This is a genomic window from Streptomyces sp. NPDC034111 (assembly GCF_055575375.1).
In genome coordinates this window covers 461,600-488,386 of sequence record NZ_JBVIST010000001.1, presented here as the reverse complement: position 1 = coordinate 488,386, position 26,787 = coordinate 461,600, and the positions used below count along the sequence as shown (strand labels likewise).

Below are 26,787 nucleotides of genomic sequence, written 5' to 3'. Positions count from 1 at the left end.
CATCCACATTGACCAGAGGTCGTCTTTTGACGATTGGTCATTCATAATGCGGCTATGCGGACGACTCAGCGAAAAGCTCAAGAAGTAGCGGAGCGTGACCAGGCGTTGGTGCGGCTGGCACTGGACATGATCAGTAAGGAAGGCTTCCACAACCTGACCCTGGGGAAGCTCGCACAGGAGGCCGGCTACTCGAAGGGCACGGTCTACAACCACTTCACCTGCCGGGAAGACCTTCTCATCGAACTCTCCGCCGAGAGCGCACGGCGCCAGTTGCGGTACTTCCAGGCCATCGCCGACCTGCCGTGGGACGGTGTGAAGGCCCTGTACGGCATGGCCTTCGCGTACATGCGACACGCGGTGGTGGCCCCCGTGCTGTTCGAGTGCAGCATCACCGCGCGCACAGATGCGGTCTGCCGCGTGGCGTCGGAGGAGCGCATGGCAAGGCGTGACCTGGTCGAAGCTCAGATGGAGCAGGTGGTTGGCCACAGCGTGCAGCGCACGATGGCCGACGGTGCGTACAACAACCCCGCCGTGCCGACCGGTGCGGCCGTCGACGCCCTACGCGCCTACATCCTCGGGTACGCGGCAATGCACCTGCTGTCCCGGCGCTTCCTGTGGGCTGAGGAGGAGGGGCTGGAGGGCTGCCTCGCCGTTATGGCCTCGATGGTGAGCGGCCTCGGCTGGACCAAGTTGCCGAAGGCGGAGCTGCTGGAGATCCACAAGGTGGTCGTCGACGTCGTCGACGCGATCGCCCGCGAGTACCAGGCAAAGAGATAACTCTGAGCAACCTCCGTGATCGACGCGGCGGTTGGGTCGGCGTACCTTCCGCCCCGCATCAACGATCTTTTGATCAACTCATGACCTGAACTGGCTGTCGAAAATCGACTGTTGGTCATAAAGTGAGTCGTGCCCGACCGGGGGGGGGGTCGGGCAGATGCGGACGGAGGGAACTATGCGCATCAATATCGCCCGCCGCGGCAGTGAGCTGTGGCAGGCATGCGTCGATCTCGCACAGGATCGCTACGCGCGTGACTACCAGGCGCACATCGAGCCGTCGCCGGACTGCTTCATCGCCCTGTGCGTCGATGCAGACAGCGGCCAGGGCCCGGTGCCATTAGCTTGTGCGGGACTGACCTACGGGGGATCCAAGGGCCTGCTCATAGAGAGCTATCTCGGCGGGGTGGCGACCGACATCCTCACCGAGCGGTTGAGGGAGAGGTGCGAACCCACCGACCTGATCGAAGTGGGGCCGCTGGCCTCGCGGGAGGCCGGAGCCGGACGTGAGCTGATCCGAATGGTGCCGGCTCTGGTTTGGTGCAACGGTGCCTCGTATCTGCTGTGCACTGTGACCACGCCACTTGCCGGGATGCTGACGCGGATCGGCATCGAGTTCACCCCTGTCGCTGAGGCCCGCGAAGACTCCCTGCCGCCGTCGCAGCGCGGCCGGTGGGGGACGTACTACGACACCGCACCCATGGCCGGCTATGTGGACCTGCGCGCCTTCGACGCCGGCCTCGGCAGGCAGGCGGGGAGCGGCTATCACCTCGCGGTCACCTGGGGACAGGAAAGCGCACTCGCCGGGCAGGGGGTTGCCCGATGAAGCGCGTACGGGACAGTCTGCTGGCCGCCGGGCATCGGGACCGCGTCCTCGTCGAGCGGCTCGCCGCCGACGGATCGACCGCCGAGACCTACACCTACGCCCAACTGGCCGCCTGGAGCACGGGAATCCGCCACGCGCTGGCCGAGCGGGGGATGCCGCAGGGCGCCCGGGTCGGCGTCGTCGCGGGGAACGGGCCCGAGTGGGTGGCCGCTGACCTGGCGCTGCTGCTGGGAGGCTTCGTGGAGGTGCCGGTGCCGCTGGCGTTCTCCGGCGAGCAGGCGGCCTCGCTGCTGTGTGAGGTCCAGATCTGCTTGGCCGACGAGGCGGGAGCGCGACGGCTCGCCGACTGGGGCCTGGCCGAGAGCATCACGGTGGTCCCTGTCGACGCCCACCGGGGCGAGGGGCGCGACCAGGCCGAGCCGGAGCAGCTGCCCGAGCCGTCGGACGACCGCATCATCAAGGTCATTCACACGTCGGGGACGACCGGCACGCCCAAGGGCGTGAAGATCCGGGCCAAGGCCCTCGGCGCCCTGCTCGACTCGCTGAAATCGGTCTCCCCGCCGGGGGTTTACCGTCGCTACCTGTCCCTCGTACCGTTCAGCCTGCTCATTGAGCAGGTCACCGCGGTGTACCTGCCGATCCTCAGTGGCGGCCGGATGATCCTGCTGCCCGACTCGACGGCGCTGCTCGGTACCGCCGGCTCGCGGGCCGACGACGTCGTGACCTGGATGCGGGCCGGGCGCCCCACCGCCGCCGTGCTGCCACCCGCCGCGGTGAGCGCGCTCGACAAGGCCGTGAGGGGGCAGGCCGCGGGTGCCGAGGCGATTCTCGGCGCGGGAGCGCGGCCCTTCCTGATGGCCGGGGGCGCACCCGTCGATGTAGAGGCCCAACTGCGGCTGGATGCAGCTGGGTTGCGGGTGCACGAGGGGTACGGCTTGTCGGAGAACAGCTCGGTGGTGTCCTGGAACACGCCCGAGCACTGGCGACCAGGCACGGTGGGCAAGCCGCTGCCGCACTGCGAGGTGAAGCTCTCGGCGGAGGGAGAGCTTCTGGTCAAGTCGACGTCGTTGTTCGCCGGGTACACGGTGGAGGACCCCAACCAGCCGTCCCCTGGACGACGAGGGCTGGCTGCACACCGGGGACCGGGCCGAGATTGACGAGGACGGCTACATTCGGATTCTGGGGCGGCTGAAGAACGTCATCATCACCAGCCACGGCCGCAACGTCTCCCCGGAGTGGGTCGAGGGCAACCTGCGCAGTTGCTCCGCTGTCGTCGACGCCGTCGTCTTCGGTGAGGGCATGGAGCACCTCGCCGCGGTCCTCGTCACGCCCGACGTCGATGCCGAGACGGCACGGGAGCAGGCCCGCGCGTATGCCGAGAGGCACCTCGCCGAGACCGACCGGCCCGAGACCTTCGTGGTCGTACCCGACAGCCGCGACTTCCGGGCCACGTACTTCACCGTCACCGGCCGTCCGCGACGGCAGCTCATCTTCGACGACTTGGTGGCCGCAGTTCCGGCCCGCCTCAACTGAACAACAGGGGGATTGATTTCGATGACGCTTACCCAGAACACCCTTCACCTGACGTCCATCGGGAACGGCGACGGCATGATGATCTCGCCGAACGGCGACACGGCCGACTTCACCGAGCTGTACCAGGCGGGCCTCGACCAGCTCCTCGCCGACGCCGGGCACCTCCTGATCCGCGGATTCGCCCCGGGTGTGGAGGGCTTCAACGAGCTTGTGCGCCGCTACAGCTCCCGTACGACCCTCGACCCAGCCCGCACCTTCCACGGCGAGGCCGCGCAGAAGGTCGACTCGGGGCACGGTCCCATCGGCCTTCACCTGGAGAACGGGGCCACGCCGTTCGCCCCCGACCTGCTGTGGTTCCACTGCGTCAAGGCGGCCAAGTCCGGCTCGGAGACGACTGTCTGCGACGGATTCCGGGTCTGGGACGCGCTCTCCGAGCGTGCGCGGAAGATCTTGGCCGCGCAGCCCGTGAAGTACTCGCGCAATGTGCCCGAGGAGATGTGGCAGCGCCTCGCCGCGCACCTGGCCGGCGGCACCCGGCACCCCAGACAGATGCAGGTCTCCGACCTGTACACGCTGGCGAACGACGGCGCAGACGCGGCCTTCACCGAGGAGCCGGACGGCAGCCTGACCTACACGTACTCCGCGTACGCCGCCCACCCCACCCGCTGGTCGAGCCGCACCGCATGGGCCAACAGCCTGCTGGGCCCCTCTTTCAACTACGAAGCCCCTGAGATCCGTTTCGCCGACGGATCCGCGATCCCCGACGACGTGATCGCCGAGTACACCGAGGTCTCCGAGTCCGTCACCGAAGAGGTGGCCTGGGAGGACGGCGACATCGTCCTCATCGACAACTCCCGTGTGATGCACGGCCGGCGTGCCATCACCGACCCTGACCGCACGATCCTCAACGCGCAGAGCTACGCCAGGAGCTGACCATGAAGTACGGCATCGTCATCCGCTACGAATTCGACACGGCGTGGCTGCGGCTGACCCGGGATGAGAGGAACGCGAAGGAAGAGGTCTTCCAGAAGGAGGTCGTCGGCCCGTTCGTCGACAAGCTGTCCGTGCGGCACTTCGACGCCGAGGCGTTCTCCACGGACTACTCGGACTTCCTGTTCGTCGAGACCGACGACCTCAAGTCCTACTACTTCTTCATCGAGAAGCTCCGCGACAGCGAGTTCATCGCTCAGGGATGGGTGCGCCTCCGCGACATCTCCATCGGTCTGCAGGACGGCTACAAGGAGTACGAGAATGACAACGCCTGACCGCGCCGCTCCCGTCCAGTTCGACGCGATCGCGCACGCCGTGCGCACCGAGCTCGCCTCGGTGACCCGGCTCGCCCACATCAACACCTTTCACCCCGGTGCCTTCGACTGGGCCGAGGCCAACACCGCCGACGAATTGGCATATGTCTCCACCGTCGCATACGGCGAGGCAGGCCACGAGCGGGAAGCCGTCGCCTACCTCACCAAGGAACTCGCCCAGCTCGCCGAGATCGAACGGCATGTGAGCACCGTCATGGCCATGGTCATGGGCGAACTCCACGACCTGCGCGACCCGATCAACGTGGGGCACGAACTGCACCACGCACTGTCCTGCTTCGCGGCCGAGGAGATCCAGCACGCCAACACCTTCTACCGGTACGTGCGTGCCCTGTCCGGCAGCGAACCGCGCGTGGACAAGGCCCTGTTCGACGAGCGCCTCGACGTGTTCCGCACTGACGACCATCCGTACGTCAAACTGGTCGCGCTGTGCTGCTCGGCGTACGTCGGCGAGTCCGTCATCACTGTGTTCGAGCACCGCACCGACGCCTTGGACCCGCAGCGTGCCCGGTTCTTCACCCGGCTGCTGCACACCCACGGCCTGGACGAGGCCCGGCACGTGAAGATCGACCACGTGGCCATGAAGCTGATCTACCCGGCGCTGACCGCCCGGCAGCAGGAGCGGGTGCGTGAACTTCTCGCGCATATCGAGGAGTTGAACCGGAAGCTCGCCGAGTCGTTCCAGTCGGCCACCGAGCAGGTCCTCGGCGTGGACTTCACCACGGGCAACCCGGCGGCTGCCATCCAGCTGGAGATGACCAAGGCGTTCGGCAGCAAGGTCTTCGCCCCCGACGGCACGCTGCACACCGTCGACGAGATCCTCGACGACGAACTCAGCGTGATGATCACTGAGTTCTCCGGTGTCGGACGTGTCCACGCGGCGGGCATCCCGCCGCTGAACTCGGCGACCCCCCAACTGGCGGGAGCGGCGCAGTGACCTCGTCGGCCGTCGGGGCGGGGACCACCCCGCAGGCGCGCCCGTCCGGGCGCGCCGCCGCCTCCACGGGGCGGATCGCGGTGGGGGCGGCCGTGCTCGCCCTGCTGCTCGCAGCCATGGACGCCACCGTGATGGGCACCGTGCTGCCCAGCGTCCTGTCGGACGTCGGCGGCGGCAGCGGCGGCGGATATGCGTGGCTGGTCTCCGGATTCATGCTGGCCCAGGTCGCGGGCACCCCGCTCGCGGGCTGGGTAGCCGACCGGCTCGACGACCGGTTGCTCGCCATCGGCGCCACGGTGGTTTTCCTCGCCGCCTCCGTGCTCGCCGGATTAGCCGGCTCCTTCGGCGTCCTGGTCGCGGCACGCGTCCTGCACGGCTTTGCCGCCGGGGCGATCGTCGTCTCCAGTTACGTCATCGTCGGCCGGGTCTTCGGGCCCGAGCGCCGCGCCAAGGCTCAGGGCATGCTGAGCATGGTCTGGGGTGTGGCCGCGGTCCTCGGGCCGGTCGTCGGCGCGGCTCTCACCGAGGCGTGGGGCTGGCGCTGGGTGTTCTTCGTCAACGTGCCGCTGTGCGCGCTCGTCGTCGTGGCGATCGCCGTCGCCCTGCCCCGCCGGGCCGCGGCCGAGGGCGACACGGGCTCGCGCCACCGCTTCCCGATGGCGGAGTACGCCCTGGTCACGGGGGGATCCGCACTGTTCCTCGTCGGCCTGCAAGGCGGCTCACTCGGCCTGGGGACCGTGGGCGGAGTCGCCGCCGCGGTCGTCGGACTGGTGGCCCTCGCCCTGCTGCGCCGCTTCGGGGGAAGCCTCGTACCGCGGCAGATGTTCGCCGGGACTCCCGTCGCGGGTGCGGCTCTTGCCACCATCGGCGCGTGCGTCGTCATGTACGCCACGGTGACGGTCCTGCCCGTCCGGCTCGCCGCACAAGGGACGTCCACCACCGGCGTCGCCGTGGTCGTCGGACTCTCCGCGCTCGGATGGGTGGCCGGAAGCGCCATGACGGGTGGGCTCGTGGCCAAGCACGGCTACCGGCCATCGATGGCCGTCGGCGCACTCGCCCTGATCGGCAGCGCCACCCTCGGCGCCACCGGTGCACTTCCCTGGCTGGCCGGCCTATTGGCCGGGATCGGCACCGGCGCGGTCACAGCGACGACGCTCACTCTGATCCAGGACCAGTCGCCGCCTGAACAACTGGGCGTGGCGACGTCGGCCGCGACCATGCTGCGCAACATCGGCTCAGCGGCCGGGGTCAACGGCATCGCCGCCCTGACCGCCACCGTGGCGTCGTCGTCACATCAGGGCAACCGAGCGTTCTGGGCACTCGCCGCCGTGGCCGCGCTCACCGTACTCATCCCAGCCCTGGCAGCACCCCGTCGGCGAACGACCACCGTCTGATTCCGAACCACCACTGATCAGGGGCGGTGGCCGTCGTCCGGCCGCCGCCCCTCAAGGGTGCCGTCGAGCGCTCCGCCGCCCACAGCCGTACGCTCCGCCGCCCACAGCCGTACAGGCCCACAGTCGTACAGAGAGACTCCGATGCCGAACACCTCCACGCGTCCGCCGACGAACTCGACCGCCGAGGCCCATCTCCCGGCGAGCCGATGGCCGCGCCGTGCTGCGCGGCTGCTGCGCGTCACCGCGGTCCTGACACTCCTCGACATCGTCCTCCAAGCCGCCCTCGCCGGCCTCTTCGTCACCGGCGACGTAACCCTCCTCGACTGGCACGCCGCCAACGCGCAGGTGCTGACCCTCCTCGTGATCGTCGAAATCGTCGCGGCGCTCCTGCTGTGGCGTACGGCCAAGGCTCCGGCCTGGCCCTTCGTCGCGGCGCTCGGCCTGCTGGTGCTCGTCGGGGTTCAGCAGGTCCTGGGCGACGCGAGGATGCTCGGCGGTCACATCCCCCTGGGGATGACGCTCTTCGGCCTCGGGATGGCCCTGGCCTGCTGGTCCTTCACCCACAAGTACGCCACGGAGGCCGGCCGGTGACCTCGCGCCGACGAATGCTGGGACTCATGGCCGCAGCCGGAGCGGGCCTTGCCGTCCCCGCCGGAGCCGTCGCCTACGCCGGATGGTCCGGCGAACGAACCGGCACCGTACTCAAGAGCCGCGCCGCCGCGCCGAAGCGCTTCTCCATACCCCTTCCCATACCTCGACATGCCTGCCCCACCCGGACCTCGGGCGGCACAGACTTCTACGACGTCACCCAGCGCGAGGCGGCCGTCGAAATCCTGCCAGGCCTGCGGACACCGGTCTGGGGCTACGACGGAACCTTCCCCGGCCCCACCTTCACCGCGCGCTCCGGCCGCAAGACGGTCGTACGGCTGCGCAACAAACTGCCCGTACCCACCTCGATGCACCTGCACGGCGGTGTGACCCCACCCGAATCCGACGGCTACCCCACCGACCTGTTGCTACCCGCACAGTGCGGTTCCCGCTACAAGTGGCAGCCCTCGACACACGGCGCGCACGGGGCGATGACGACGACCCCGAAGGCCGACTGGAACGTCGTGGAGGGCTACAAGACGTACGAATACCCGCTGGACCAGCGGGCCGCGACGCTCTGGTACCACGATCACCGCATGGACTTCAGCGCGCCGCAAGTCTGGCGCGGCCTAGCCGGGATCTTCCTCGTCCACGACGCGGAGGAGCAGAACCTGCCCCTGCCCGACGGCGACAAGGACATCCCCCTGCTGATCTGCGACCGGTCCTTCGAGGAGGACGGGGCCTTCCGCTACCCCGCCAAGTCCCCGTCCTGCATGGGCGAGCCCGGTGTCGAAGAGGCCTACATGGACGGGGTGTTGGGCGACGTACAGCTGGTCAACGGCGCCCCGTGGCCGGAGTTGGAGGTCTCGGCGACCCGCTATCGCTTCCGCCTCCTCAATGCCTCCAACGCCCGCCGCTACCGCTTCGTCCTCAAGCGTGAACACGGTGGCGGCCTGCCCTTCGTCCAGATCGGAAGTGACGGCGGACTACTGGCGGCCCCGCGGACCGTGCCGGCGCTCGTGGCCACCCCGGCCGAACGCTTCGACGTCGTCGTGGACTTCTCGGACATCCCGGTGGGCAGCCACATCACCTTGGCAAACACCTTGGCCGACGGGCGCATGAGCGACGTCATGCGCTTCCGCGTGGCTCGCAAGGAGAAGGGCGGCGCCGGCCCGGTCCCGGCCCGGCTGTCGGCATCCTTCGAAGAGCTGGCCGCCTCGGCCTCGGTCGCCACGCGACAGTTCGCCTTCCGTCGCAGCGAGGACGCCTGGACCATCAACGGACGACCGTTCAGCACCTCCGAGAACCTGGCCCGCCCGCGCCTGGGCACTGTCGAACGCTGGCAGTTCACCAGCGACTTCCACCACCCCGTACACCTGCACCTCGCCCACTTCCAGGTCCTCTCCCGCGGCGGCAGACCTCCGGAGGTGAGCGACGCGGGCTGGAAAGACACTGTCGACGTCCGCCCGTACGAGGTCGTCGAGGTCCTCGCCCGCTTCCACGGCTACCGGGGCCGCTACATGCTGCACTGCCACAACCTCGAACACGAGGACATGGCCATGATGGCCAACTTCCAGGTGGTGTGACTGTGTTGATCGGGTGAGCCGGTCGGCGGCCCCTGGCCGCAATGTGGACCTCCTGCGCTTGTTCCCTCCATAACCTCCATCTGCTACAGCACGTGATTTCAGAAGGATCTCTCTGCGGTGCAACCGTCCCGGGGGTTCGGCAGTCGTCTTCGGTGCCGTCCGCGCCGCGAGGTGGATCAAGCCGCCCTGACCCGGGTGACCTGACCTCCCCTGCGCCGGACGCGTCTTGCCAGCCTTGGCCCCGGGGCGCCCCGGGGCCACCAGAGTGCGGGGGAAACACACTTATGCGTTAGCGCACCACCGTGGCCGCCGTTGCCAGTGCCCTGGCGCTGTCCGCGTTCGCTGTTCCGGGTGCCGCCCAGGCGGACGGGGTCGTGGGCGACACCACGATGAAGGTGGTCGTCAACGGCGGGTCCGACATTGTCCTGGGCACCACGAAGCCGAAGACCTTCACCATGACGGTGACCGCCACCGACGACTCGGGCATCAAGGAGGACTACAACGTTCCCGCGCTGTGGTACCGGCCCGGCCAGAAAATGCCCGACGACCCCCACGGGCTCGTGGTCCCCGACAATGGCACCGGTCACTGCGTGGCCCACAGCGCCACGACGACCACCTGCACCTTCATCCTGACCATGAACCCGCGGAGCAACCTTCAAGACAACACCACGGCGGGAATCTGGAAGGTGACCGCCGGCGCCACCGGCAACGACTGGGACCACGCCATCAAGGACGTCGCCGCCACGGTGAAGGTCAGGCGCTAGGCAGTTTCGTTTGGATCAGTCGGTCGTTGGTCCGGGTATGCCGTTAACAGATGTGCAGTGGGCGCGAATTAGCGCGGCCACCGGCGGCGACGGGGTAGCCGGGGCGGCAGGCCGCCGGCCTTCGACCGTGAGACCTACAAGCAGCGCAACACCGTTGAGCGGTGCATCAACCGACTCAAGCAGTGGCGAGGCATCGCCACCCGCTACGAGAAGACCGCAACCATCTACCTGGCCGGACTCCACATCGCAGGCATCTTCCTCTGGTCAGCCCGGTGATCCAAACGACACGCCCTAGCCCTCCTGGGCGGCGTACGACACGAACGCCGCCCAGGCGTGCGCCGGGACGCTGAGCTGGGGGCCGCTCTTGTCCTTGGAGTCGCGGATGTGGATGGTGGTGGGGCAGGTGGCGATCTCTATGCAGTCGCCGGAGTCGCCGCTGCTGTAGGTGGACTTGCGCCAGGAGAGGGCGACTTCTACGCAGTCGTCGCCGGAGCTGCCGCTGTAGCTGCTCTTGAACCAGGCCAGTTCGGTGCCGGTCGTCATAGCGCTCCTCGCATCTTCGCCAACAGGCCCCGGGAGTCTTCGGGAGTGAGGGCCTGTGAACGCAGTTTCGCATAGCGCATATGGAGCGTACTGATCGTCTTCGGGTCGGAGATGAACTGGCTGCTTTCCTGCCCTCGCAGTAGCCGAACCACTCGTTGTCCGGGGTCTCCAGCAGCTGCATCGGCCCGTTCATCCCGGCGTGCACGCCCCGTTCCAGCGGCATCACCTGCACCTCCACGTTCCGGAGCGAGGCGTGCTCCAGTACGTGGTCGATCAGCTCCCGTGTGACGTCCCGGCCGCCGGTCCGGCGCAGGAGGACGTGCTCGTCGACGATGAAGCTGAACGCGGTGCTCTGCCGTTCCACCAGCATCCGCTGCCGGTCCAGTCGTGCGGCCACCTGTGCCTCGACCTGCTCGTCGTACAGCAGCGGAAGGCGGTGCTCGAACAGCGTCCGCGCATACGCCTCCGTCTGTAAAAGCCCAGGTACAAGGCGGCACTCGTACGTGTACAGACTGATCGCCTGCTTCTCCAGCTCCGCCCACTCGCGGAACCACCGGGCCAGCCCCGGCTGCTTCGACAGTCGCTTGGCGGCCTTCCTGAGCACCCCGTTCGCGTTGAGCGTCTCCTCCGAGCGGTCGATGAACTTCCTCGACGGCAGGCGTCGGCCCTGCTCGACGGAGCCGATGTAGTGCGCCGAGTACCGGATCGCGGGTGCCAGCGCCTCCTGGGTGAATCCCGCGTTCTCACGGAACCCTTGATAGACGGCGCCGAAGGTCCGCAGACTGCCGGACGGCTCGGGCCTGGCGCTGTCGTAGGTGTCGGTGCTGCTGTCTTCCGTTCCGGGTACTCCCGCTCACTGGTGCTGACCCCGCAAGTCACCCATCGTGACGACCTGTTACCTGACCCGTCCACGTACTCAACCCGTACAGTTTCCGAAGTTCGAGCGGAGTTCCTGGTGTACGAGGCTGCGGAGCAGCAACGCTGCTGCCCATGCCAGCCCGACCCACCGTCACCGTACGTATGTTCACGCAGCGCTTCAGCGCCACCCGTCGCGGGGCCCGCCTCGCCCGGTACCTCGCCGTCCAGCAGCTCGACGTCTGGGGCTTCCCCTACGGGGGCGAGGTCTCCCGCTCCGTCGCGCTGATCGTCGGGGAACTCGCCGCCAACGCCGTGACCCACGGCCGCGTATCCGGCCGGGACTTCGAACTGCGCCTTCTGAAACTGCCCGGCTCCGCCCGCCCCGGCACGCTGCGTATCGAGGTCACCGACACCCGTACGGAGAAGCGCCCGCCCGACCTCGGTGTTTTCGCGCCGCCGCCGCCCGACTCCGAGGCCGGCCGTGGGCTGGTCCTGGTGACCGCGTTCGCGAGCCGCTGGGGTGTCCTCGACCGGCATCCGGTAGGCAAGACCGTCCATGCCGAACTGGACCTCTAGGACGTGTCCGAGGGGTCGCGTGACCGGCCATCTCTGGGTTGCGGCCGCCGGCGCCGAGGTGGCGTGGGCGGCCGCCCCACAGGTTCTGCCAAGCAGGACTCGGTGAACACCCGACAAAGGCGGTGCGGAGAATGTCGGGTGAGCGGGAACGGTGTCGCCGCACGATGGGGGCATGGATGACACGACCTTGGTATCCCGCTTCCTCCACGACGGCTTCGTGAAGCTGGAGGGCGCCGTCGCACCGCGCGTGGCCGCGGACTGCGCGCGGCTGCTGTGGCGGGAGACGGGCTGCGACCCGGACGATTCGGCAACGTGGACGCAGCCCGTGCACTGGGTGGCCGGCATGGCGCAGGGGCCGTTCGCCGCCGCACCCAACTCCCCGTCCCTGCACCGCGCGTACGACCTTCTGGTCGGCGCGGGACGCTGGGAGCCGCGCTACTCGCTGGGCACGTTCCCGCTGCGCTTCCCGCACGAGGAGGAGCCGGACGACGCGGGCTGGCACATCGAGGGGAGCTATCTGCCGGAGGGCGAGAGCTGGTACTTCACGAATCTGCGCTCTCGGGGCCGGGCGCTGCTGATGCTGTTCCTGTTCAGCGAGGTCGGTGCGGAGGACGCCCCGACCCGGATCCGGGTCGGCTCACACCTCGACGTGCCGAAGGTGCTGGAGAAGTACGGGGAGGACGGGGCGAGCGGGCTGGCCCTTGCGCCCGACCTGGTGGCGGCGTCCGAACACCGGTCACTCGCCCTCGCCACCGGGTCCCCGGGCGACGTCTTCCTGTGCCATCCGTTCCTGGTGCACTCGGCGCAACCGCACCACGGGGTGCGGCCGCGTTTCATGGCCCAGCCGCCGCTGATGCCGGCTGCGCCGTACGAACTGGAGCGGGCCGACGGCGCGTACTCACCCGTAGAGATCGCGATCCGTCGGGGCCTGGGGCAAAACACCCCCGGTCCGGACGGGGACGGCACCGAGTGCAGCGCCCGGTAGACATGCTTGGGCCGTTCCGTTGGGTCGCTTATGCGCCTGCAATGACCGGTTCTCGGCTGTCAGGGGACGGCAGCTACTGCGAGGCTCATGGCTCGCAGTAGCACCCATGCCGCATAAATACCCCTTTATGGGAAGGAACCCTCATGCGTGCCAGACTCACCACGGCTGCCGTGGCGCTCGCCGTCGCCCTGGGCGGTATCACCCTCGCCGCGCCCGCCGCCCAGGCCGCGGCGCCGCACCGAGCCTCCGTGGCACCGCTTGCCGGGGCGGCGGCCGCCGACTTCAACGTGGGGGGTATCTGGACCATCTACCAGAGCAACGGGGCCAACGCGACGCTCTCCGTGGCCCAGGACGCCCAGGGGAACCTCACCGGCATAGCCAGGACGGGAAGTTCGACGACGGGCACCATCGAGCAGGGGTTCGTGGACGGCACCTCCCTCTACTTCGTCATCGCCTGGAGCGATGGCGCGAAGGGCCGCTACATCGGCTCCCGGGGCTCCGACGGCCGCCTCAGCGGAGTCACCACCGACCTGGCCCACCCCACCAGTCAGGCCACGTGGTACACCACCTGGACGTTCTGACCTCCGGCGTCGTCCCGGACGGGACGGTCCGCGGCGACTCGGCGTTCCGGACTTCCGGGCCGCCGGTCGCGCGGGCGGTCAGCCGGCCGCTCCTACGTTGGTGGCCTCCACCGCGGGGCGCAGGGCCCGCGCGAGCCTCACGCCGTCACCGATGGCCCAGAAGTGGACGAAGAACAGGCGGGGTTCATCCGTCAAGCCGTGGTTGTGCAGCTCGACGAGCTCGGCCCCGGCACGCCGCAGGGCCACCAGGACGGTTTGCACCTCCTTGGCGATCATGGCGCAGTCGCCGCTGATCGCGGCCCGGCCGCCGCCCAGCGGCTGGAAGTTGAACGCACTGGTCGATCCCAGGCCCGGGGGCAGCACCAAGTGGCCGTCGGTGATGGTCTCCCGGCGGACGAAGATGCACTTGTAGATCCCGTCGTCGGCGACCCCCTTTGCGCCCAGCGCGGCATCGATGCCGGCGGTATCGAGGTCGAGGGTCTGCTTCGGGGCGGGCGGTCGCGGGGGAGGGGTGCCGGTGCGGTCGAACGCCGCGCGCAGGCCGTGGGCGAGGGCTCCCGGATCGTGGCCGTGCCCGTGGACATGGACCCACCAGATGTCAGGGGTGTGGGAGAGCAGGTGCTTGTGGAGGGCGGTCTGCTCGATCCCGTGGGCGTGCAGGGTATCGATGAACCCCTGCAACTCGGGCTCGGTGACCACCACATCGCCCATCAGCAGCGTGCTGTCGTCGGCGTAACGGACGAAGGACACGTGCGAGCCCAGGGCGAGCGCCGGTTTGACGGTGACGTTGCGGGAGAGCACCCGGAGGTCCCGGCGTGGCAGGCCCGTGTGGTACATCACCTTCCGCTTCATGTCGCCCGTGCGGCCCAGCTTGCCGGCCACGTCCTTCCAGTCCGACAGGACGGTGGGCACCGGCTCGATCGGCCCGCTGCCTCTCGCCTGGGGCTCCCTGGCGGGCAGGGCGCGAGCGGGGGTCGGGGCCCCGGCCGTCATCGGAGCGAGGGCGGCCGCGGCAAGCACGCGCCGTCGCGGCGCACCTGCTCGACGATCGGTGTCCCGTTGTCGGTCTCCAGCCATCATGTGAGCACCTCCATGACGGGATGGAAGCACGGTGGCTCGCCGACACCGTGAGCACCGCTACGGCCTGGGGCCAGGTGGGCTAAACACTCGTCGCAACGGGTGAGGCGCAGGTGGGAGGGGCGGCCGTTCAGTGGGGGGCGTCGTCGGGCCGGGACGCCAGCGAGGCGGTCACCACCACCTGCTCCGCGCATTCGACGGCGCGCAACGCATCGCCCAGGACCTCGACCAGCCACACCGCGACCTCCGGCGACCACTCGGGCACACGGCACGCGAACCGCATCACGCCCCGCTCACGGCCCTTGTTGTAGCCGTGCTCGCCATCGACGTCCGCCATGCCGGACAGGTCGAGCTGCCCGGCGGCAACGTCGACCTCCGCGATGTCGCCCAGCCGCTCTCCGGCGGCGTCGCGCACAGCCGTCTCCTTGCCCCACATGGCGGGGCCGGTGGCGACGGTGACGCTCACCGGGACCGACGTGGACGGGTCGGCGAGGGCGAACCACTTCCGCATCGCCGCCAGGTCGTCGGAGGCGTCACCGACGAGCTCGTGCAGCGGGAGGACGGCATGCAGCCCGGTGAACCGGACGCGGCCGATCCGGTTCACCGCGTCCGACAGGATGCGCGCCACGTGAAGGACCGGGAGACGCGGCTCCCGGACATCGTCCGGGATGTCCGCCGACATCCACGCCAGCTCCCGGACCTGCCCGTCCTGCGTCCAGTCCCCGCCGGCCAGGCAGTCGGCCCAGCGTCCCGGGTCCTGGACGATGCGGGCCTCGCCCCAGCCCTCGTACTTGTACGTCCAGCCGCCGGTGGAGTACCAGCCGTAGGCCTCCGCCCTGCGCATGGCAAGGTCGTACAGTTCGCTTCCGGTGTCCTCGCAGGTGAGGTGCGAGGCCCATGGATACCGGTCGAGTACCCCGTGCAAGGCAACAAGCGTCTCGTAGTACACGCCAAGGCCCTTTCTGTACCCGACCGGTATCCCGGCGCGGCCGGCTGCTAGACGCCGCAGTACAGCGTCTGCGTCTTGGTCACCAGCTTCTCAGGCCCGTCCGGGTAGCCGACGATGTCCGCGTCCACCACCGTACGGAAGTGGTTCTTCACGATGAGGTTGGTGCACTTCCAGTTGGCGACGGCCCTCTTGTTGCTTCCGCCGCCCTGCGGAACGGTCTTGACCCCCTTGTCGAGGGTCCGCCACCCGCTGCCGACCTTGACCTGCAACCAGATGGTGATCTTGGCGTGTGTCGCCGGACCGTCGATCTTCTTCCACCAGCCGTGGGCGTTGACCGTCTTGCTCACGGTGTGTGAGAAGTGGGCGTAGTCCCCCTTGGTCAGGAAGCCGTGCGGGGCGCGGGCGGCGGTCGCCTGGTAGCTGCCTGCGGGTGTGGTGTGCTCGTCGGCATGGGCCGGCACGGTCGAACCAGCGGCCAGCAGTACGGCCAGTACGGCCGAAGCTCCGCCAATACGCATCTTCATGAAACTCCCCCTGGTTTGGTCGCGAATAGGGCGCGCGCCGCAAGAACCCAACCACAGCGGCTCGGCTTCGCACAAGCGTTTTATTTCTCAAGGGGGTTGCTGAGGTGCGGAGTTGGGCGCGGGCGGCGTAGGGGGCGCCCTCGTAGTCGCTGTTCGCACGGTCGGGCGGCATGTGGCCTTACGGGCTGGGGCCGGTCCGGACGGCCGGGCGCGTAGGGCCCGTTGGGACGGGTCTCCGGCCGACCGGACCGGCTGGTGCGGGAAAGAACGTAACACCCTTGCAATGTCTTGCGTAAGGTCTTGCAACGCCGAATCGTCGCGGCTAGAACCATGACCCATGTCCTCCACCCCACGCCGGTCCGCCCGGCGCCTGGCCGCCGCCCTCGCCCTGACCCTCGGCGCCGCGACCCTGCTCGTCTCCTCCCCGCAGCAGCCGGCCCAGGCGGCGCCGTCCGGCCAGGACCAGGCGCTGGCCCAGTGGATCGACCGCGACACCGTGGTCTGGAAGGGCGCCGAGCGCACCGCCGCCCAGCTGGAGTTCGGGCCGGACGGGCCCGGCGCGGCCGGGCGGCGCATCCGGCTCACGCCCGGCACCCTGACCCCGGCCGAACGCAACGCCTTCCCCCATCTGACGGGCTACCCGGCCTTCACCGTCGACCCCCGCGACCGCGGCCTGGCCCGTACGGCGCTGCGCGGACGGATCGTCGCCACCCAGCACGCGGCGGACGGCCGGAGCCTGACCACCGGCGTACAGATACCGGGAGTCCTGGACGACCTCTACGGCACCCGGGCCCAACACGCCCGGCTGGGACCGGTCTTCGACCACGGCCGCCCCACCCTCTCCGTTTGGGCGCCCACCGCCCGTACCGTCGCCCTGGAACTCGACGGCCGACGGGTCCCGATGCGACGCGACGACAGCAGCGGCGTCTGGCGCGTGCAGGGGCAGCGTGACTGGGCCGGCAAGCCGTACCGCTACCTCGTCACCGTCTGGGCGCCCACCGTCGGCAGGACCGTCACCAACAAGGTCACCGACCCCTACTCCACCGCGCTGACCGCCGATTCGTCCCACAGCCTCGTCGTCGATCTCGACGACCCCGCGCTCGCCCCCGAGGGCTGGACGGAGCTGGGCAAACCCGCCGCGGTGCCGCTGCGCCGGGCACGCATCCAGGAGCTGCACGTCCGCGACTTCTCCGTCGAGGACCGCACCTCCCGCCACCCGGGCCAGTACCTCGCTTTCACCGACGAACAGTCCGACGGCATGCGCCATATGAAATCCCTTGCGGCCGCTGGAACTTCTTACGTCCACTTGCTGCCGGCTTTCGACGGCGCAACCGTCCCGGAGAAGCGCGCCGACCAGGACCGCCCCGGCTGCGACCTCACCTCCTACGCGCCCGACTCCGACCGCCAGCAGGAGTGCGTGACCAGGACCGCCGCCCGCGACGCCTACAACTGGGGCTACGACCCCCTGCACTACACCGTCCCCGAGGGCTCCTACGCCTCCGACCCGGACGGCACCGCCCGTACCGTCGAATTCCGCCGGATGGTGCAGGGCCTCAACGGCGCCGGGCTGCGCACCGTCATGGACGTCGTCTACAACCACACCGCCGCGAGCGGCCAGGATCCGCACTCCGTCCTCGACCGCATCGTCCCCGGCTACTACCAGCGGCTGCTCGACGACGGCAGCGTGGCCACCTCCACCTGCTGCTCCGGCACCGCGCCCGAACACACCATGATGGGCAAGCTCGTCGTCGACTCCGTCGTCACCTGGGCCAAGGAGTACAAGGTCGACGGCTTCCGCTTCGACCTCATGGGCCACCACCCCAAGGCCAACATCCTCGCCGTCCGCAAGGCACTGGACGCCCTGACACCGAGCAAGGACGGGGTCGACGGCAAGGCAGTCATCCTCTACGGCGAGGGCTGGAACTTCGGCGAGGCCGCCGGCGACGCCCGTTTCGTCCAGGCCACCCAGCAGAACATGGCCGGCACCGGCATCGCCACCTTCAGCGACCGGGCCCGCGACGCGGTACGCGGCGGCGGCCCCTTCGACGCCGACCCCCGCGTCCAGGGCTTCGCCTCCGGCCTGTACACCGACCCCAACTCCTCCCCGGCAAACGGCGATTCAGCCGCCCAGCGCGCCCGCCTGCTGCACCAACAGGACCTCCTCAAGGTCGGCCTCACCGGCAACCTCGCCGACTACGCGTTCACCGACACCACCGGCCGCCGCGTCAAGGGGTCCCAGGTCGACTACAACGGCGCCCCGGTCGGCTACGCCGCCGCCCCGGGCGACGCCCTCGCCTACGCCGACGCCCACGACAACGAAACCCTCTACGACGCGCTGGCGTACAAACTCCCGCAAGGAACCAGCGCCGCCGACCGTGCCCGTATGCAAGTCCTTGCACTGGCCACCGCAATGCTTTCGCAAGGCCCCGCGCTCTCCCAGGCCGGCACCGACCTGCTCCGCTCCAAGTCCCTGGACCGCAACTCCTTCAACAGCGGCGACTGGTTCAACGCCCTGCACTGGAACTGCGCCGACGGCAACGGCTTCGGCCGCGGACTGCCCCCGGCCGCCGACAACAAGGACAAGTGGCCCTACGCCAAACCGCTCCTGACCGACCCCGCCCTCCGCCCCGGCTGCGCCGAGATCCGCGGCGCCTCCGCCGCCTACCGCGACCTGCTCCGCATCCACGCCACCGAACCGGCCTTCGCCCTCCCCACCACCGCCGCGGTCCAGTCGCAGCTCTCCTTCCCGCTCTCCGGAAAGGACGAGACCCCCGGCGTGCTCACCATGCGGCTCGCCGACCTGGTGATCGTCTTCAACGCCACCCCGCAGCGGCAGCACCAGACCCTCGACGCCCTCGCCGGCCGGCCGTACGCCCTGCACCCCGTCCAGGCCCACGGCGCGGACCGCACCACCGCCACCGCCTCCTACGCCCCCGCCACGGGCACCTTCACCGTCCCGGCCCGCACAGTGGCGGTCTTCCGCCAGGGCTGAGGCTCAGGGCTGAGACCCAGGGCCGAGGCCCAGGGCTGAGGCTCGGGCCCTAACGAAGCAGCCGCTTCTCAAGGAGGGTGACGGCGTACGGACTTCCGCCGTTGCCCTCCTTGCAGGGCTGCTCCCCGACGACCGTGTACCCGGCGCCCTCGTAGTACGTACGCAGCCGCGGATTGGACGCGAGGCAGTCCAGCCGCGACCAGGTGCGCCCGGCCTCGACGATCCGCCGCTCCGCATGCGCCAGCATCGCCTGCCCGGTGCCCGCCGGGGCCTGCCCCCGGTCGACCATCAGCCGGTGCACATACCCCGCCTCCGGCGGCTGCGGCCCCCACGCGGGCTCGTCCTGCCACCACAGCTCGAAGGCCCCGGCTATCCGCCCACCGGCCTCCGCGAACCAGACCTCGCCCTCCTTCATCCGCTGGTGGAAGTGCTCCTCACTCTTCCCGCCGGGCTTCCACTGCTCGATACCGGAGGCCTGCATCCACCGCGCCGCGGCGTCGTACAGCTCGACCAGAACGGCCGCATCGGCGCCGTCGTCGGCGAGCCGGAACGTCATCTCATCCATGCGCAGAATTGTGCCGTGCCGACAAATTTTGCGCTCCACCCGCTCTGAGACGCCGGCGTTACGAATAAAGGGGGTGAGACCTCGCCGAGGTTGATGCCTCTCAGAGGTGTCGCTTCGCACCTGGACGACATGCGGTCCTCCGCCACGGAGGGCCGCCGGAAAGGAACGAACGTGATCCCCACGCGTACCAGCCGCCTCGCCGCAGTCGCCGCACTGCCGGCCGCCCTGGCTCTCACGGTGGGCGCCGCGTCCCCGGCCCTCGCCGAGGGCAACGGGGCCTACCAGATCAACCTGGCGCCGCTGAACGACTCCGGTTCCAAGGGCGTCGCGATGCTCAGCCTCAAGGGCAACCAGCTGACCGTGAAGATCGAGTCCGAGGGGCTCGTACCGGGACAGCCCTCCGCCCAGCACCTCCACGGCTCCACCGACGGGCACGACTTCCACTGCCCGGACGCGAGCGACGACACCAACGGCGACGGGATTCTCAACAACACCGAAGCCACCGTCGACTACGGAGACATCAACATCTCGCTGACCACCCAGGGCTCCACCGACGCCAAGAGCGGCCTCGCCGTGGACCGGATGCCGGTGGTGAACGCCCAGGGCAAGCTCTCCTACGAGCGCACGCTCACCGTCTCCCAGGACGTGGTCGACCACATCAAGGACCTGCACATCGTGCAGCACGGCATCGACCGCAACAACAACAAGAAGTACGACTTCGAGGGCGCGGGCAAGAGCGAACTCGACCCCAAACTCCCCCAGGAGGCCACCGCCCCGACCAACTGCGGTGAGGTCCAGGGCGCCGCGGTCGGGTCCATCCCGGTCGGCGGGGTCGAGACCGGGACCGGCCCCGTGGACGCTCCCGCCACCACCACGGCAGCCCCGATCGCGATGGTCGGCGCCGGCGGGCTCGCCGCGGCGATGGTGACCGGCACGCTGGTCGTCCGGCGCCGCCGCCGGGCGCCGCTCGCCCCGGTGCGCGGCGGGAACAGCGGGGCCGCCGCATGAGCGCCCGCAGCGGGGCCACCGTGAGCACGGGACGCCGGGGCCGCCGGGCCCTCGGCGGTGTGCTCGCCGCGGCAGTGGCGGCCGTACTCGTCGCCGGGTGCGGAGGGCAGGACCAGGCGCCGCCGCAGTCGCTCCCCGCGGAGCAGCAGGGCCAGGGCGGGCACGCGTCCCACGACGGGGCGTCCGAGCCGGGCGGCGCGGGCGGCGCCTCCGCCGCGAGCATGCCGGCGTCGGCCCCGCTACGGGTCTCCATCCCCGCGCTGAAGGTGTCGTCCACGCTGGAGACGCTGGGACAGCACAAGGACGGCACGATGGAGACACCGCGCGACCCGGACAAGGCCGGCTGGTACCGGCCCGGGCCGACACCGGGGGCCCGGGGCCCGGCCGTGATCGCTGGCCATGTCAGCTGGAACGGCGCACCGTCGGTGTTCCACCGGCTGTCGTCGATGAAGCGCGGTGACACCATCGAGGTCGCCCGGAAGGACGGCACCTCGGCGAAGTTCACCGTCGACCGCATCGCCCAGTACCCGAAGAACAAGTTCCCCACCGTGGAGGTCTACAAGAACCTCGACCACGCGGGGCTCCGCCTGATCACCTGCGGCGGGGACTACGACCAGGGCCAGCACTACTACCGGGACAACGTGGTGGTGTTCGCCAGCCTCACGGGCAACGCCTAGACCGCACCGGCCTGACGGCGGCCGGCCCCCGGGCACCACGCCCGGCGGGCCGGCCGCACGACGAACGCGCCGCCGGATGCCGTCCGCACCGGCGCACAGCCCCCTAGACCGGCTGCGGCAGCTCCATCAGCCGGCCCACCAGATCCGCGAACATCCCGTCCGCCGGCTCGTCGGCGAGCATCCGCCGGACGACCTGGGCCATCCGCTCGTCGTACGCGGCGCTCACCGCCGCCAGCGCCGCGAAGTCATGAACGAGCTGACGGGCCAGCTCCGTTCGCGGAATACGGCGGCCGTCCAGCCACAGCAGTGCGGTGGTCTCGGCCAGGGAGATCCACGAGCGGACCACCAACTCCAGGCGCGGGGGCGGGTCGGGGATGCCGAGGTGGGCGAGGATCTGCTCGTATGCGGCCTGGCGTACGCCGTCGATCATTGCGCTGGTGCGGGTCGAGCCGATGGCCGGGCCGCCCCGCATCAGGGCCGAGAAGCCGGGGCCGTGCTCGTCGACGAAGTCGAAGAACCGCTCCATGACCCGCAACAGCCGGGCGCCGAGCGGGCCTTCGTGCGGTTCCACGAAGCGGGCGGTCAGCTCCTCCGCGGCCCGCCGCAGCGCGGCCTCGTACAACTGCTGTTTGCCCGGGAAGTAGTGGTAGACCAACGGCCGGGAAATACCGGCCGCCTCGGCGATCTCGTCGATCGCCACATCCTCCGGGGAGCGGTGGCTGAAGAGGTCGAGGGCGACCGCGATCAGCTGATCGCGCCGCTCCTCGACGCCCATCCTGCGGCGCGTCCCGGTCGTCATGCGGACCACCATAACGACCGGGGCCGCGCCGCGGAATCACAGATCCAGCACGAGCCCGCCGCCGCCCCGCGCCCGCGAGACGCAGATCAGCAGCGCATCCGCGCGCTCGGCATCGGTCAGCAGCGCATCGCGGTGGTCCACCTCACCGGCCAGCACCCGCTGTTGGCAGGTGCCGCAGAAGCCCTGCTCACAGGAGTACGGCAGATCCGGCAGCGCCTGTGCGCGGATCGCGCGCAGCACACTGGTGTCCGCGGCCACCGTGACCGTACGGCCGGTGCGCCGCAGCTCCACCTCGAACGGCTCGTTCTCGCCGGCCGGTGCGGGGGTGGCCGGCGCGAAGCGTTCGGTGTGCAGCGTCAGGCCCTCGGTCACGGCCGGCAGCAGCGCCTCGACCGCGTCCCTCAGCGGCTCGGGCCCGCAGCAGTAGACGGCGGCCCGCGGCGGCGCACCGGCGAGCACCGCGGCGAGGTCGGGCCGGCCGTCCTCGTCCTCGGCGACCACCGTCACCCGGTCCGTCCCTGCGCCCGCCAGCTCCTCGATCTCCGCCAGGAACGGCATCGAGGCCCGCGACCGCCCGCCGTACACCAGCCGCCACGGCACCCCGTCCCGCTCGGCCTGCCGCACCATCGGCAGGACCGGGGTGATGCCGATCCCGCCCGCGATGAAGACATACGCGGGGCTGTCCCGGAGCGGGAAGCGGTTGCGCGGTCCGCGGACCTCGACCTCGGTCCCCTCGTGCAGCTGCTCGTGCACCTCCAGCGAGCCGCCCCGGCCGTCCTCGATCAGCCGGACGGCGATCGTGTACGAGCCGCGCGTCGCCGGGTCCCCGCACAGCGAGTACTGGCGCACCGCCCCGGACGGCAGCACCAGATCGATATGGGCGCCCGGCTCCCACGCCGGCAGCTCCGGCCCTTCCAGGCGCAGCCGTACGACGCCCTCGGCCGCTTCGGTGCGCTCGGCGACCATCAACTTCCGGGCCGTTCCAGGGCTGTTGGCCGCCGTGCGGCCCCGGCCCGAGACCGGCTCGTGCAGGGCCGGCAGCGGCCACAGCGGGGAGGCGCGCACCCGCCGGCGCAGGGCCCGCCGGGCCAGCAGCGCCGCCGCGCCGGCCATGACCACGGTTCGGGTACGCGGCATCTCAGGCACCTCCGCCCGTACGGGCCTCGGCCGCCGTCGCGGCGGGGGAGCGGGCGAGATAGGCGACGGCCTGTGCGGTGCTGCCGTGCTGTGAGGGGTGGTAACTGCGGCTGAGGTACTGCGGGATGGAGCGGGCCATCGCCCCGGCGGTCGGCAGCACGCCCTGCCGTCCGGCGCGGAAGAACTCCCGGAAGCTGGCCCTGCCGTCGGTCAGCGAGGGGTCGTTCTCCATGAAGAAGCGGGTGCCGCGCTGCCACAGGAACACCAGCGCGGTGAACGCGGTGGCCCAGGTCCGCACCCGCCGCCGGTAGTCGCCGTCGAGGTGCAGGAACAGGTCGAAGGCGACCGAGCGGTGCTCGACCTCCTCGGCGCCGTGCCAGCGCAGCAGGTCGAGCATGGTCGGATCGGCGCCCCTGGCGTCCAGCGCCTCGGCGTTGAGCACCCAGTCGCCGAGGAACGCGGTGTAGTGCTCGATGGCGGCGATCATCGCGACCCGCTCCAGCAGCCACCACCGACGGGCCCGGCCCGGCGGCAGGGTGCGGTCGCCGAGCAGCTTCTCGAAGAGCCAGTCCACCTGCGCGGTGTACGGGGTCGGGTCGAGCCCCTGCGCCTTGAGGTGCGGCAGCACCGCGTCGTGCGCCTGTGAGTGCATCGCTTCCTGCCCGATGAACCCGATGACATCGGCGCGCAGCCGGGGGTCGCGGATGGCGGGCAGCGCCTGCTTGTAGACGTGCACGAACCAGCGCTCGCCGGCCGGCAGCAGCAGATGCAGCACATTGATCGTGTGGGTGCTGGCGGGGTCGCCAGGAATCCAGTGCAGCGGGGTGTCCGCCCAGTCGAAGGCGACATTGCGGGCCTTCAACGGGGTGTGCTCGGACGCGACCGGCTGGGGCCGCAGCGAGGCCGTATTAGACATGGCGTCAATGTACTGACGGGTAAGGAGTGCCGGTACCCCTCGGACGGTGAAAGTTCCCCGAGGGGTGGCGAGTTGCCCGATTACGGGGATGACGGGTGGGATTCATGAGGGATGTGGTGTTGTGTGCGGGGTGGCAAGAATGTGGCTTTCGCGCCTCGGGTTCGGCGGCAAGGATGCTGCCAGGCACCAACGCCCTACAGGGGGAAGCGCATGAACCTGACCAAGCGGGCCGCCACGCTCGTCGCGGCCGCCACACTGCTCGCCGGCTCCTCGGTCGCGGCCTCGGCCGCACCGCAGCCCGGTCTCCGCGCCCAGGCGCGCGCCACCGGACCGGCCGACACCCGGGCGACCGCCCTCCAGCACCGGGTCGACGCGGTCCTCGCCGCACTGCCCGGCGGCCACCAGGTCTCCGCCACGAAGATCGTCTACGACGGCCTCACCGTGACCGTCGCCCCGCAGCACTCCACGGCCGCCACGAACTCCGCCGCCCTGAACTGCGCCTACGGACACCTGTGCATGACCGTCCGGGGCGTCAACTTCGACTTCTACAAGTGCCAGACCTGGTACGTGCGGAACTGGTACGGCGACGGGCCGTTCATCAACAACCAGACGCCCGGCACGGTCGCCAAGTTCTTCAACAAGGACGGCAGCGTCCGCTGGACGTCGAGGGCCTACCAGCGCGGCACCGCGACCTGGGACCCGATCTACTCGCTCCGCCCGTGCTGAGCTGACCGCCCGGTGCCGGCCGCCGCTGACCCACCGCGGCGGCCGGCACACTCCTCAGCGCAGCGCCTCCAGCTTTCCGCCGTTCGCCAGCCGCCCCGTCAGCTCCGCCCGGTCGCCCGCCTTCGCCGGGAGCGAGAGCAGACGTCCGGGCGCCTGACCCTGGAGGCCGCCGGTCGCGGTGATCGACGTGACCTGTGCGCTGCCCGCCGCCAGCAGCCACCAGGTGCCCGCCGGGGACTTCCACAGCACCCCGGCCAGCGCCTTCGGAGACCGCGGGCCGCAGGCCGTACCGCCCGTGGCACTGGCCGCCACCACCCCGGTCGCATACGGCCGGCCGTGCGGCGCCGGCGCCTGGATCTGGGCCGTCGTCCGGCTGCCCGCCCCGCGCCAGGTCTCCGCACGGGTGCACAGCCAGGCCGCACTGCCCGCGCCACTGGGCAGCGGCTGCCGGGCGAACTCCCAGGAGTTCACCGCCCGCACGCCCTGCGCGCGGAACGCCGCCAGCTGGCACGCCGTACGCGCCCAGGCCGTCCTGGCCCGCGGGGCGGCCACCTCGCCCGGCTTGCGCGGGCTGCCGTACGTCAGCCGGGCCGGGGTCAGCTCACCGAGATCGGTCAGCAGATGACCGCCCATCCGCAGAGCCGGCCAGCCGGTGCACTCCTCCGCCGGCCGCGGCACGGGCACCGGCCCGGTCAGCCCGCTCGCGTCGACGGGCGCCGCCTGTCCCGCGGAACGCGGCTTCAGCAGATCGACCAGCCGCGCCGACCCCACCCAGGGCGCCGTCAGATAGCGGACATTGGCCTGGGTACGGCTCACCACCAGGGCACTCGCCGCATCCGCCACCGCGCCGTCCGTACGGGCGAAGTCCAGCGCCGCGCCCGCGCCCTCGGCCCGGCCCTCCTCGTCCGCCGTCTCGGCGTAGCGGACCACCCGCAGACCGTCGTGGAAGAGCACCACCACGGCGTGGTCCACCTCACCCGCGAAGAGCAGCTGGGCGGGCCCGGCGGGCGGACCGGCCGGTGTGCCGGGCGTCGCCGAGACCTGCACCCCGGCCCCCGGCCTGGCCCAGACGGCCAGTGCGCGGCGCAGCAGCGCCTTGTCGTGGAGCCGGTCGCCGCGGGCCGGCCAGGCGGCGAAGTCCTGCCGGGCGGCGGTCTTCCAGGCGGTCGCCGAGGTCACCATCAACCGGCCCGGATCCAGGGCCGCTTCGGCCGCCGCATTACGGGCGTACGGCGGGGCGGCGGCGCCGTCCGGGCCCCAGCCGTCGCCCGGCAGCCCCAGCAGCGCCCCGCAGACCAGCACCGCGGCACCCGCCGCCAGCACCGCCCGGCCGTGCTGCCGCCGCCGGATCAGATCCGTCGGCCGGGCCTGGAGCGCGCACGGGTCGAACTCCGGCGATTCCAGCAGCGACCGGTCCCGGCTGCCGGCCGGCATCTCGGCCCGCTCCGCCTCCTCCAGCGCCTCCCGGGGGTCCGCCACCCCGGCAGCCTCCAGCACCCGGCGGGCCTCGGGCGGGCTCAGCCGCTCCAGATCGCGCAGCACGAACGCCGCCCTGGCCGGCCCGGCCAGCGCCGACAGCGCCTGGTCCAGCGCCAGTTCATCGGCGCCGCCGGAGCGCGGGAAGAGCCGCAGACCCCAGACCTGGGGGAGCAGCGGCGGAGTGGGCAGCCGGCGCGAGCGCCCGGCGGCGAGTGCGGCGCGCAGCACCCGCAGCCGTACGAAGGCGTAGCCAGGGTCGATCGCCGCTTCCGTCCCGGCCCGCTGGGCGGGCAGACCGAGCCCGCGGGTGGAGGCGCGCTGGCGCGGCAGCGTGCGCTGCACCACGCCGTGGGCGGCGAGCACCCGGCGGCCGCGGGTCTGGCCGGGCGGCAGTACGAGGTAGGCCAGCCGGACCAGCCGGGGGTAGTGCTCGACCAGCGCCGCCTCGGCCTGTTCGACGTCGATGACATCACCGAGTTCGACGGGGCCGCCGGGGGAGGAGCGGTCCGGACGTGTGGAGATCGCCTGCTGCTGCTTCACGTTCGGTGAAACGAGTGAATCCTGTGATGGTCACCGGCGCCCGCACGGCCGCCCTGACGGGTGACGGCACGGTCTGCGCACACGACTGCGGCCACCGCGGTGCGCCGTCCACGGTGGCCGCAGGCCCAACT

Annotated in this window: 27 protein-coding genes and 2 pseudogenes; 19 read left to right on the top strand and 10 right to left on the bottom strand. The window is 70.6% G+C overall.

Going from position 1 to position 26,787, the window contains the following annotated elements; translation table 11 throughout:
- The first annotated feature begins 54 nt into the window (after positions 1-54).
- From ACZ55A_RS02200 to ACZ55A_RS02145, 12 genes and pseudogenes are all read left to right on the top strand, one after another.
- Positions 55-777, top strand: a complete 723-nt coding sequence (locus ACZ55A_RS02200; RefSeq protein WP_468831827.1) for a TetR/AcrR family transcriptional regulator — start codon at positions 55-57, stop codon at positions 775-777.
- A 175-nt stretch (positions 778-952) separates the two neighbouring features.
- Positions 953-1,600, top strand: coding sequence for a thermostable hemolysin (locus tag ACZ55A_RS02195; protein WP_468831824.1), 648 nt, complete (start codon positions 953-955; stop codon positions 1,598-1,600).
- On the top strand, positions 1,597-2,757 hold the full coding sequence (locus ACZ55A_RS02190; RefSeq protein ID WP_468831821.1) for an AMP-binding protein: 1,161 nt from the start codon (positions 1,597-1,599) through the stop codon (positions 2,755-2,757). The genes ACZ55A_RS02195 and ACZ55A_RS02190 overlap by 4 nt, the downstream gene beginning before the upstream one ends.
- Positions 2,711-3,133 carry a hypothetical protein gene (locus ACZ55A_RS02185; protein WP_468834537.1) on the top strand — a complete coding sequence of 141 codons (423 nt, stop codon included), beginning with the start codon at positions 2,711-2,713 and terminating at the stop codon, positions 3,131-3,133. The genes ACZ55A_RS02190 and ACZ55A_RS02185 overlap by 47 nt, the downstream gene beginning before the upstream one ends.
- A gap of 21 nt (positions 3,134-3,154) precedes the next feature.
- Positions 3,155-4,066: a TauD/TfdA family dioxygenase gene (locus ACZ55A_RS02180; protein WP_468831818.1), complete on the top strand. Its 912-nt coding sequence runs from the start codon at positions 3,155-3,157 to the stop codon at positions 4,064-4,066.
- Positions 4,067-4,068: 2 nt separating this feature from the next.
- Positions 4,069-4,398, top strand: a complete 330-nt coding sequence (locus tag ACZ55A_RS02175; RefSeq protein ID WP_468831815.1) for a darcynin family protein — start codon at positions 4,069-4,071, stop codon at positions 4,396-4,398.
- On the top strand, positions 4,385-5,392 hold the full coding sequence (locus ACZ55A_RS02170; RefSeq protein WP_468831812.1) for a hypothetical protein: 1,008 nt from the start codon (positions 4,385-4,387) through the stop codon (positions 5,390-5,392). The genes ACZ55A_RS02175 and ACZ55A_RS02170 overlap by 14 nt, the downstream gene beginning before the upstream one ends.
- Complete coding sequence (locus tag ACZ55A_RS02165; RefSeq protein ID WP_468831809.1) at positions 5,389-6,786, top strand: MFS transporter; 1,398 nt, start codon at positions 5,389-5,391, stop codon at positions 6,784-6,786. The genes ACZ55A_RS02170 and ACZ55A_RS02165 overlap by 4 nt, the downstream gene beginning before the upstream one ends.
- A gap of 141 nt (positions 6,787-6,927) precedes the next feature.
- Positions 6,928-7,377, top strand: a complete 450-nt coding sequence (locus ACZ55A_RS02160) for a hypothetical protein (RefSeq protein ID WP_468831806.1) — start codon at positions 6,928-6,930, stop codon at positions 7,375-7,377.
- Between the two features lie 26 nt (positions 7,378-7,403).
- Complete coding sequence (locus ACZ55A_RS02155) at positions 7,404-8,960, top strand: multicopper oxidase family protein (RefSeq protein WP_468831803.1); 1,557 nt, start codon at positions 7,404-7,406, stop codon at positions 8,958-8,960.
- Positions 8,961-9,262: 302 nt separating this feature from the next.
- Positions 9,263-9,724: a DUF5707 domain-containing protein gene (locus ACZ55A_RS02150; RefSeq protein ID WP_468831800.1), complete on the top strand. Its 462-nt coding sequence runs from the start codon at positions 9,263-9,265 to the stop codon at positions 9,722-9,724.
- An 81-nt stretch (positions 9,725-9,805) separates the two neighbouring features.
- Positions 9,806-10,000, top strand: a pseudogene (locus ACZ55A_RS02145) (IS5/IS1182 family transposase); the annotation flags it as partial.
- 15 nt (positions 10,001-10,015) lie between these two features.
- Here the strand turns inward: ACZ55A_RS02145 and ACZ55A_RS02140 are convergent.
- The gene (locus ACZ55A_RS02140; protein WP_468831797.1) at positions 10,016-10,267 is read right to left on the bottom strand and encodes a DUF397 domain-containing protein; all 252 of its coding nucleotides are present in this window, start codon (positions 10,265-10,267) and stop codon (positions 10,016-10,018) included.
- Positions 10,264-11,048, bottom strand: a pseudogene (locus tag ACZ55A_RS02135) (helix-turn-helix domain-containing protein). The gene ACZ55A_RS02140 and the pseudogene ACZ55A_RS02135 overlap by 4 nt, the downstream one beginning before the upstream one ends.
- A 209-nt stretch (positions 11,049-11,257) precedes the next feature.
- Here ACZ55A_RS02135 and ACZ55A_RS02130 point away from each other — a divergent pair.
- The 3 genes from ACZ55A_RS02130 (at position 11,258) to ACZ55A_RS02120 (ending at position 13,267) form a co-directional block, all read left to right on the top strand.
- Positions 11,258-11,701 (top strand): ATP-binding protein, encoded by a 444-nt coding sequence (locus ACZ55A_RS02130; protein WP_468831794.1) that lies wholly within the window; start codon positions 11,258-11,260, stop codon positions 11,699-11,701.
- Between the two features lie 172 nt (positions 11,702-11,873).
- On the top strand, positions 11,874-12,686 hold the full coding sequence (locus ACZ55A_RS02125) for a phytanoyl-CoA dioxygenase family protein (RefSeq protein ID WP_468831790.1): 813 nt from the start codon (positions 11,874-11,876) through the stop codon (positions 12,684-12,686).
- 143 nt (positions 12,687-12,829) lie between these two features.
- Complete coding sequence (locus tag ACZ55A_RS02120; RefSeq protein ID WP_468831787.1) at positions 12,830-13,267, top strand: hypothetical protein; 438 nt, start codon at positions 12,830-12,832, stop codon at positions 13,265-13,267.
- A gap of 78 nt (positions 13,268-13,345) precedes the next feature.
- Here the strand turns inward: ACZ55A_RS02120 and ACZ55A_RS02115 are convergent, their stop codons facing one another.
- From ACZ55A_RS02115 to ACZ55A_RS02105, 3 genes are all read right to left on the bottom strand, one after another.
- On the bottom strand, positions 13,346-14,260 hold the full coding sequence (locus ACZ55A_RS02115; RefSeq protein WP_468831784.1) for a DUF1259 domain-containing protein: 915 nt from the start codon (positions 14,258-14,260) through the stop codon (positions 13,346-13,348).
- Between the two features lie 214 nt (positions 14,261-14,474).
- Positions 14,475-15,269, bottom strand: coding sequence for a hypothetical protein (locus tag ACZ55A_RS02110; protein ID WP_468831781.1), 795 nt, complete (start codon positions 15,267-15,269; stop codon positions 14,475-14,477).
- Between the two features lie 71 nt (positions 15,270-15,340).
- Positions 15,341-15,817, bottom strand: a complete 477-nt coding sequence (locus tag ACZ55A_RS02105; RefSeq protein WP_468831778.1) for a hypothetical protein — start codon at positions 15,815-15,817, stop codon at positions 15,341-15,343.
- Between the two features lie 337 nt (positions 15,818-16,154).
- On the opposite strand from ACZ55A_RS02105, the gene pulA reads away from it, so the two are divergent.
- On the top strand, positions 16,155-18,809 hold the full coding sequence (gene pulA / locus ACZ55A_RS02100; protein ID WP_468831775.1) for a pullulanase-type alpha-1,6-glucosidase: 2,655 nt from the start codon (positions 16,155-16,157) through the stop codon (positions 18,807-18,809).
- A 49-nt stretch (positions 18,810-18,858) separates the two neighbouring features.
- Here pulA and ACZ55A_RS02095 read toward each other — a convergent pair whose 3' ends face one another.
- Positions 18,859-19,374, bottom strand: a complete 516-nt coding sequence (locus ACZ55A_RS02095; protein ID WP_468831772.1) for a GNAT family N-acetyltransferase — start codon at positions 19,372-19,374, stop codon at positions 18,859-18,861.
- A gap of 171 nt (positions 19,375-19,545) precedes the next feature.
- On the opposite strand from ACZ55A_RS02095, the gene ACZ55A_RS02090 reads away from it, so the two are divergent.
- Positions 19,546-20,382: a hypothetical protein gene (locus tag ACZ55A_RS02090; RefSeq protein WP_468831769.1), complete on the top strand. Its 837-nt coding sequence runs from the start codon at positions 19,546-19,548 to the stop codon at positions 20,380-20,382.
- Entirely contained in the window at positions 20,379-21,059 is a 681-nt protein-coding gene (locus ACZ55A_RS02085; RefSeq protein ID WP_468831766.1) for a class F sortase, read from the top strand. Before ACZ55A_RS02090 ends, ACZ55A_RS02085 begins: the two co-directional genes overlap by 4 nt.
- A 103-nt stretch (positions 21,060-21,162) precedes the next feature.
- On the opposite strand, the gene ACZ55A_RS02080 is transcribed toward ACZ55A_RS02085, so the two are convergent.
- The 3 genes from ACZ55A_RS02080 to ACZ55A_RS02070 are packed head-to-tail and all read right to left on the bottom strand — an operon-like array spanning position 21,163 to position 23,911.
- The gene (locus ACZ55A_RS02080) at positions 21,163-21,858 is read right to left on the bottom strand and encodes a TetR/AcrR family transcriptional regulator (RefSeq protein ID WP_468831763.1); all 696 of its coding nucleotides are present in this window, start codon (positions 21,856-21,858) and stop codon (positions 21,163-21,165) included.
- Positions 21,859-21,894: 36 nt separating this feature from the next.
- Positions 21,895-22,995, bottom strand: a complete 1,101-nt coding sequence (locus ACZ55A_RS02075) for a PDR/VanB family oxidoreductase (protein ID WP_468831760.1) — start codon at positions 22,993-22,995, stop codon at positions 21,895-21,897.
- 1 nt (position 22,996) lies between these two features.
- Positions 22,997-23,911 carry a metal-dependent hydrolase gene (locus ACZ55A_RS02070; protein WP_468831757.1) on the bottom strand — a complete coding sequence of 305 codons (915 nt, stop codon included), beginning with the start codon at positions 23,909-23,911 and terminating at the stop codon, positions 22,997-22,999.
- A gap of 210 nt (positions 23,912-24,121) precedes the next feature.
- Here ACZ55A_RS02070 and ACZ55A_RS02065 point away from each other — a divergent pair, with 210 nt between their 5' ends.
- Positions 24,122-24,637: a hypothetical protein gene (locus tag ACZ55A_RS02065; RefSeq protein WP_468831755.1), complete on the top strand. Its 516-nt coding sequence runs from the start codon at positions 24,122-24,124 to the stop codon at positions 24,635-24,637.
- Positions 24,638-24,691: 54 nt separating this feature from the next.
- Here ACZ55A_RS02065 and ACZ55A_RS02060 read toward each other — a convergent pair whose 3' ends face one another.
- Positions 24,692-26,656 carry a hypothetical protein gene (locus tag ACZ55A_RS02060; protein WP_468831752.1) on the bottom strand — a complete coding sequence of 655 codons (1,965 nt, stop codon included), beginning with the start codon at positions 26,654-26,656 and terminating at the stop codon, positions 24,692-24,694.
- Positions 26,657-26,787: the final 131 nt, after the last annotated feature.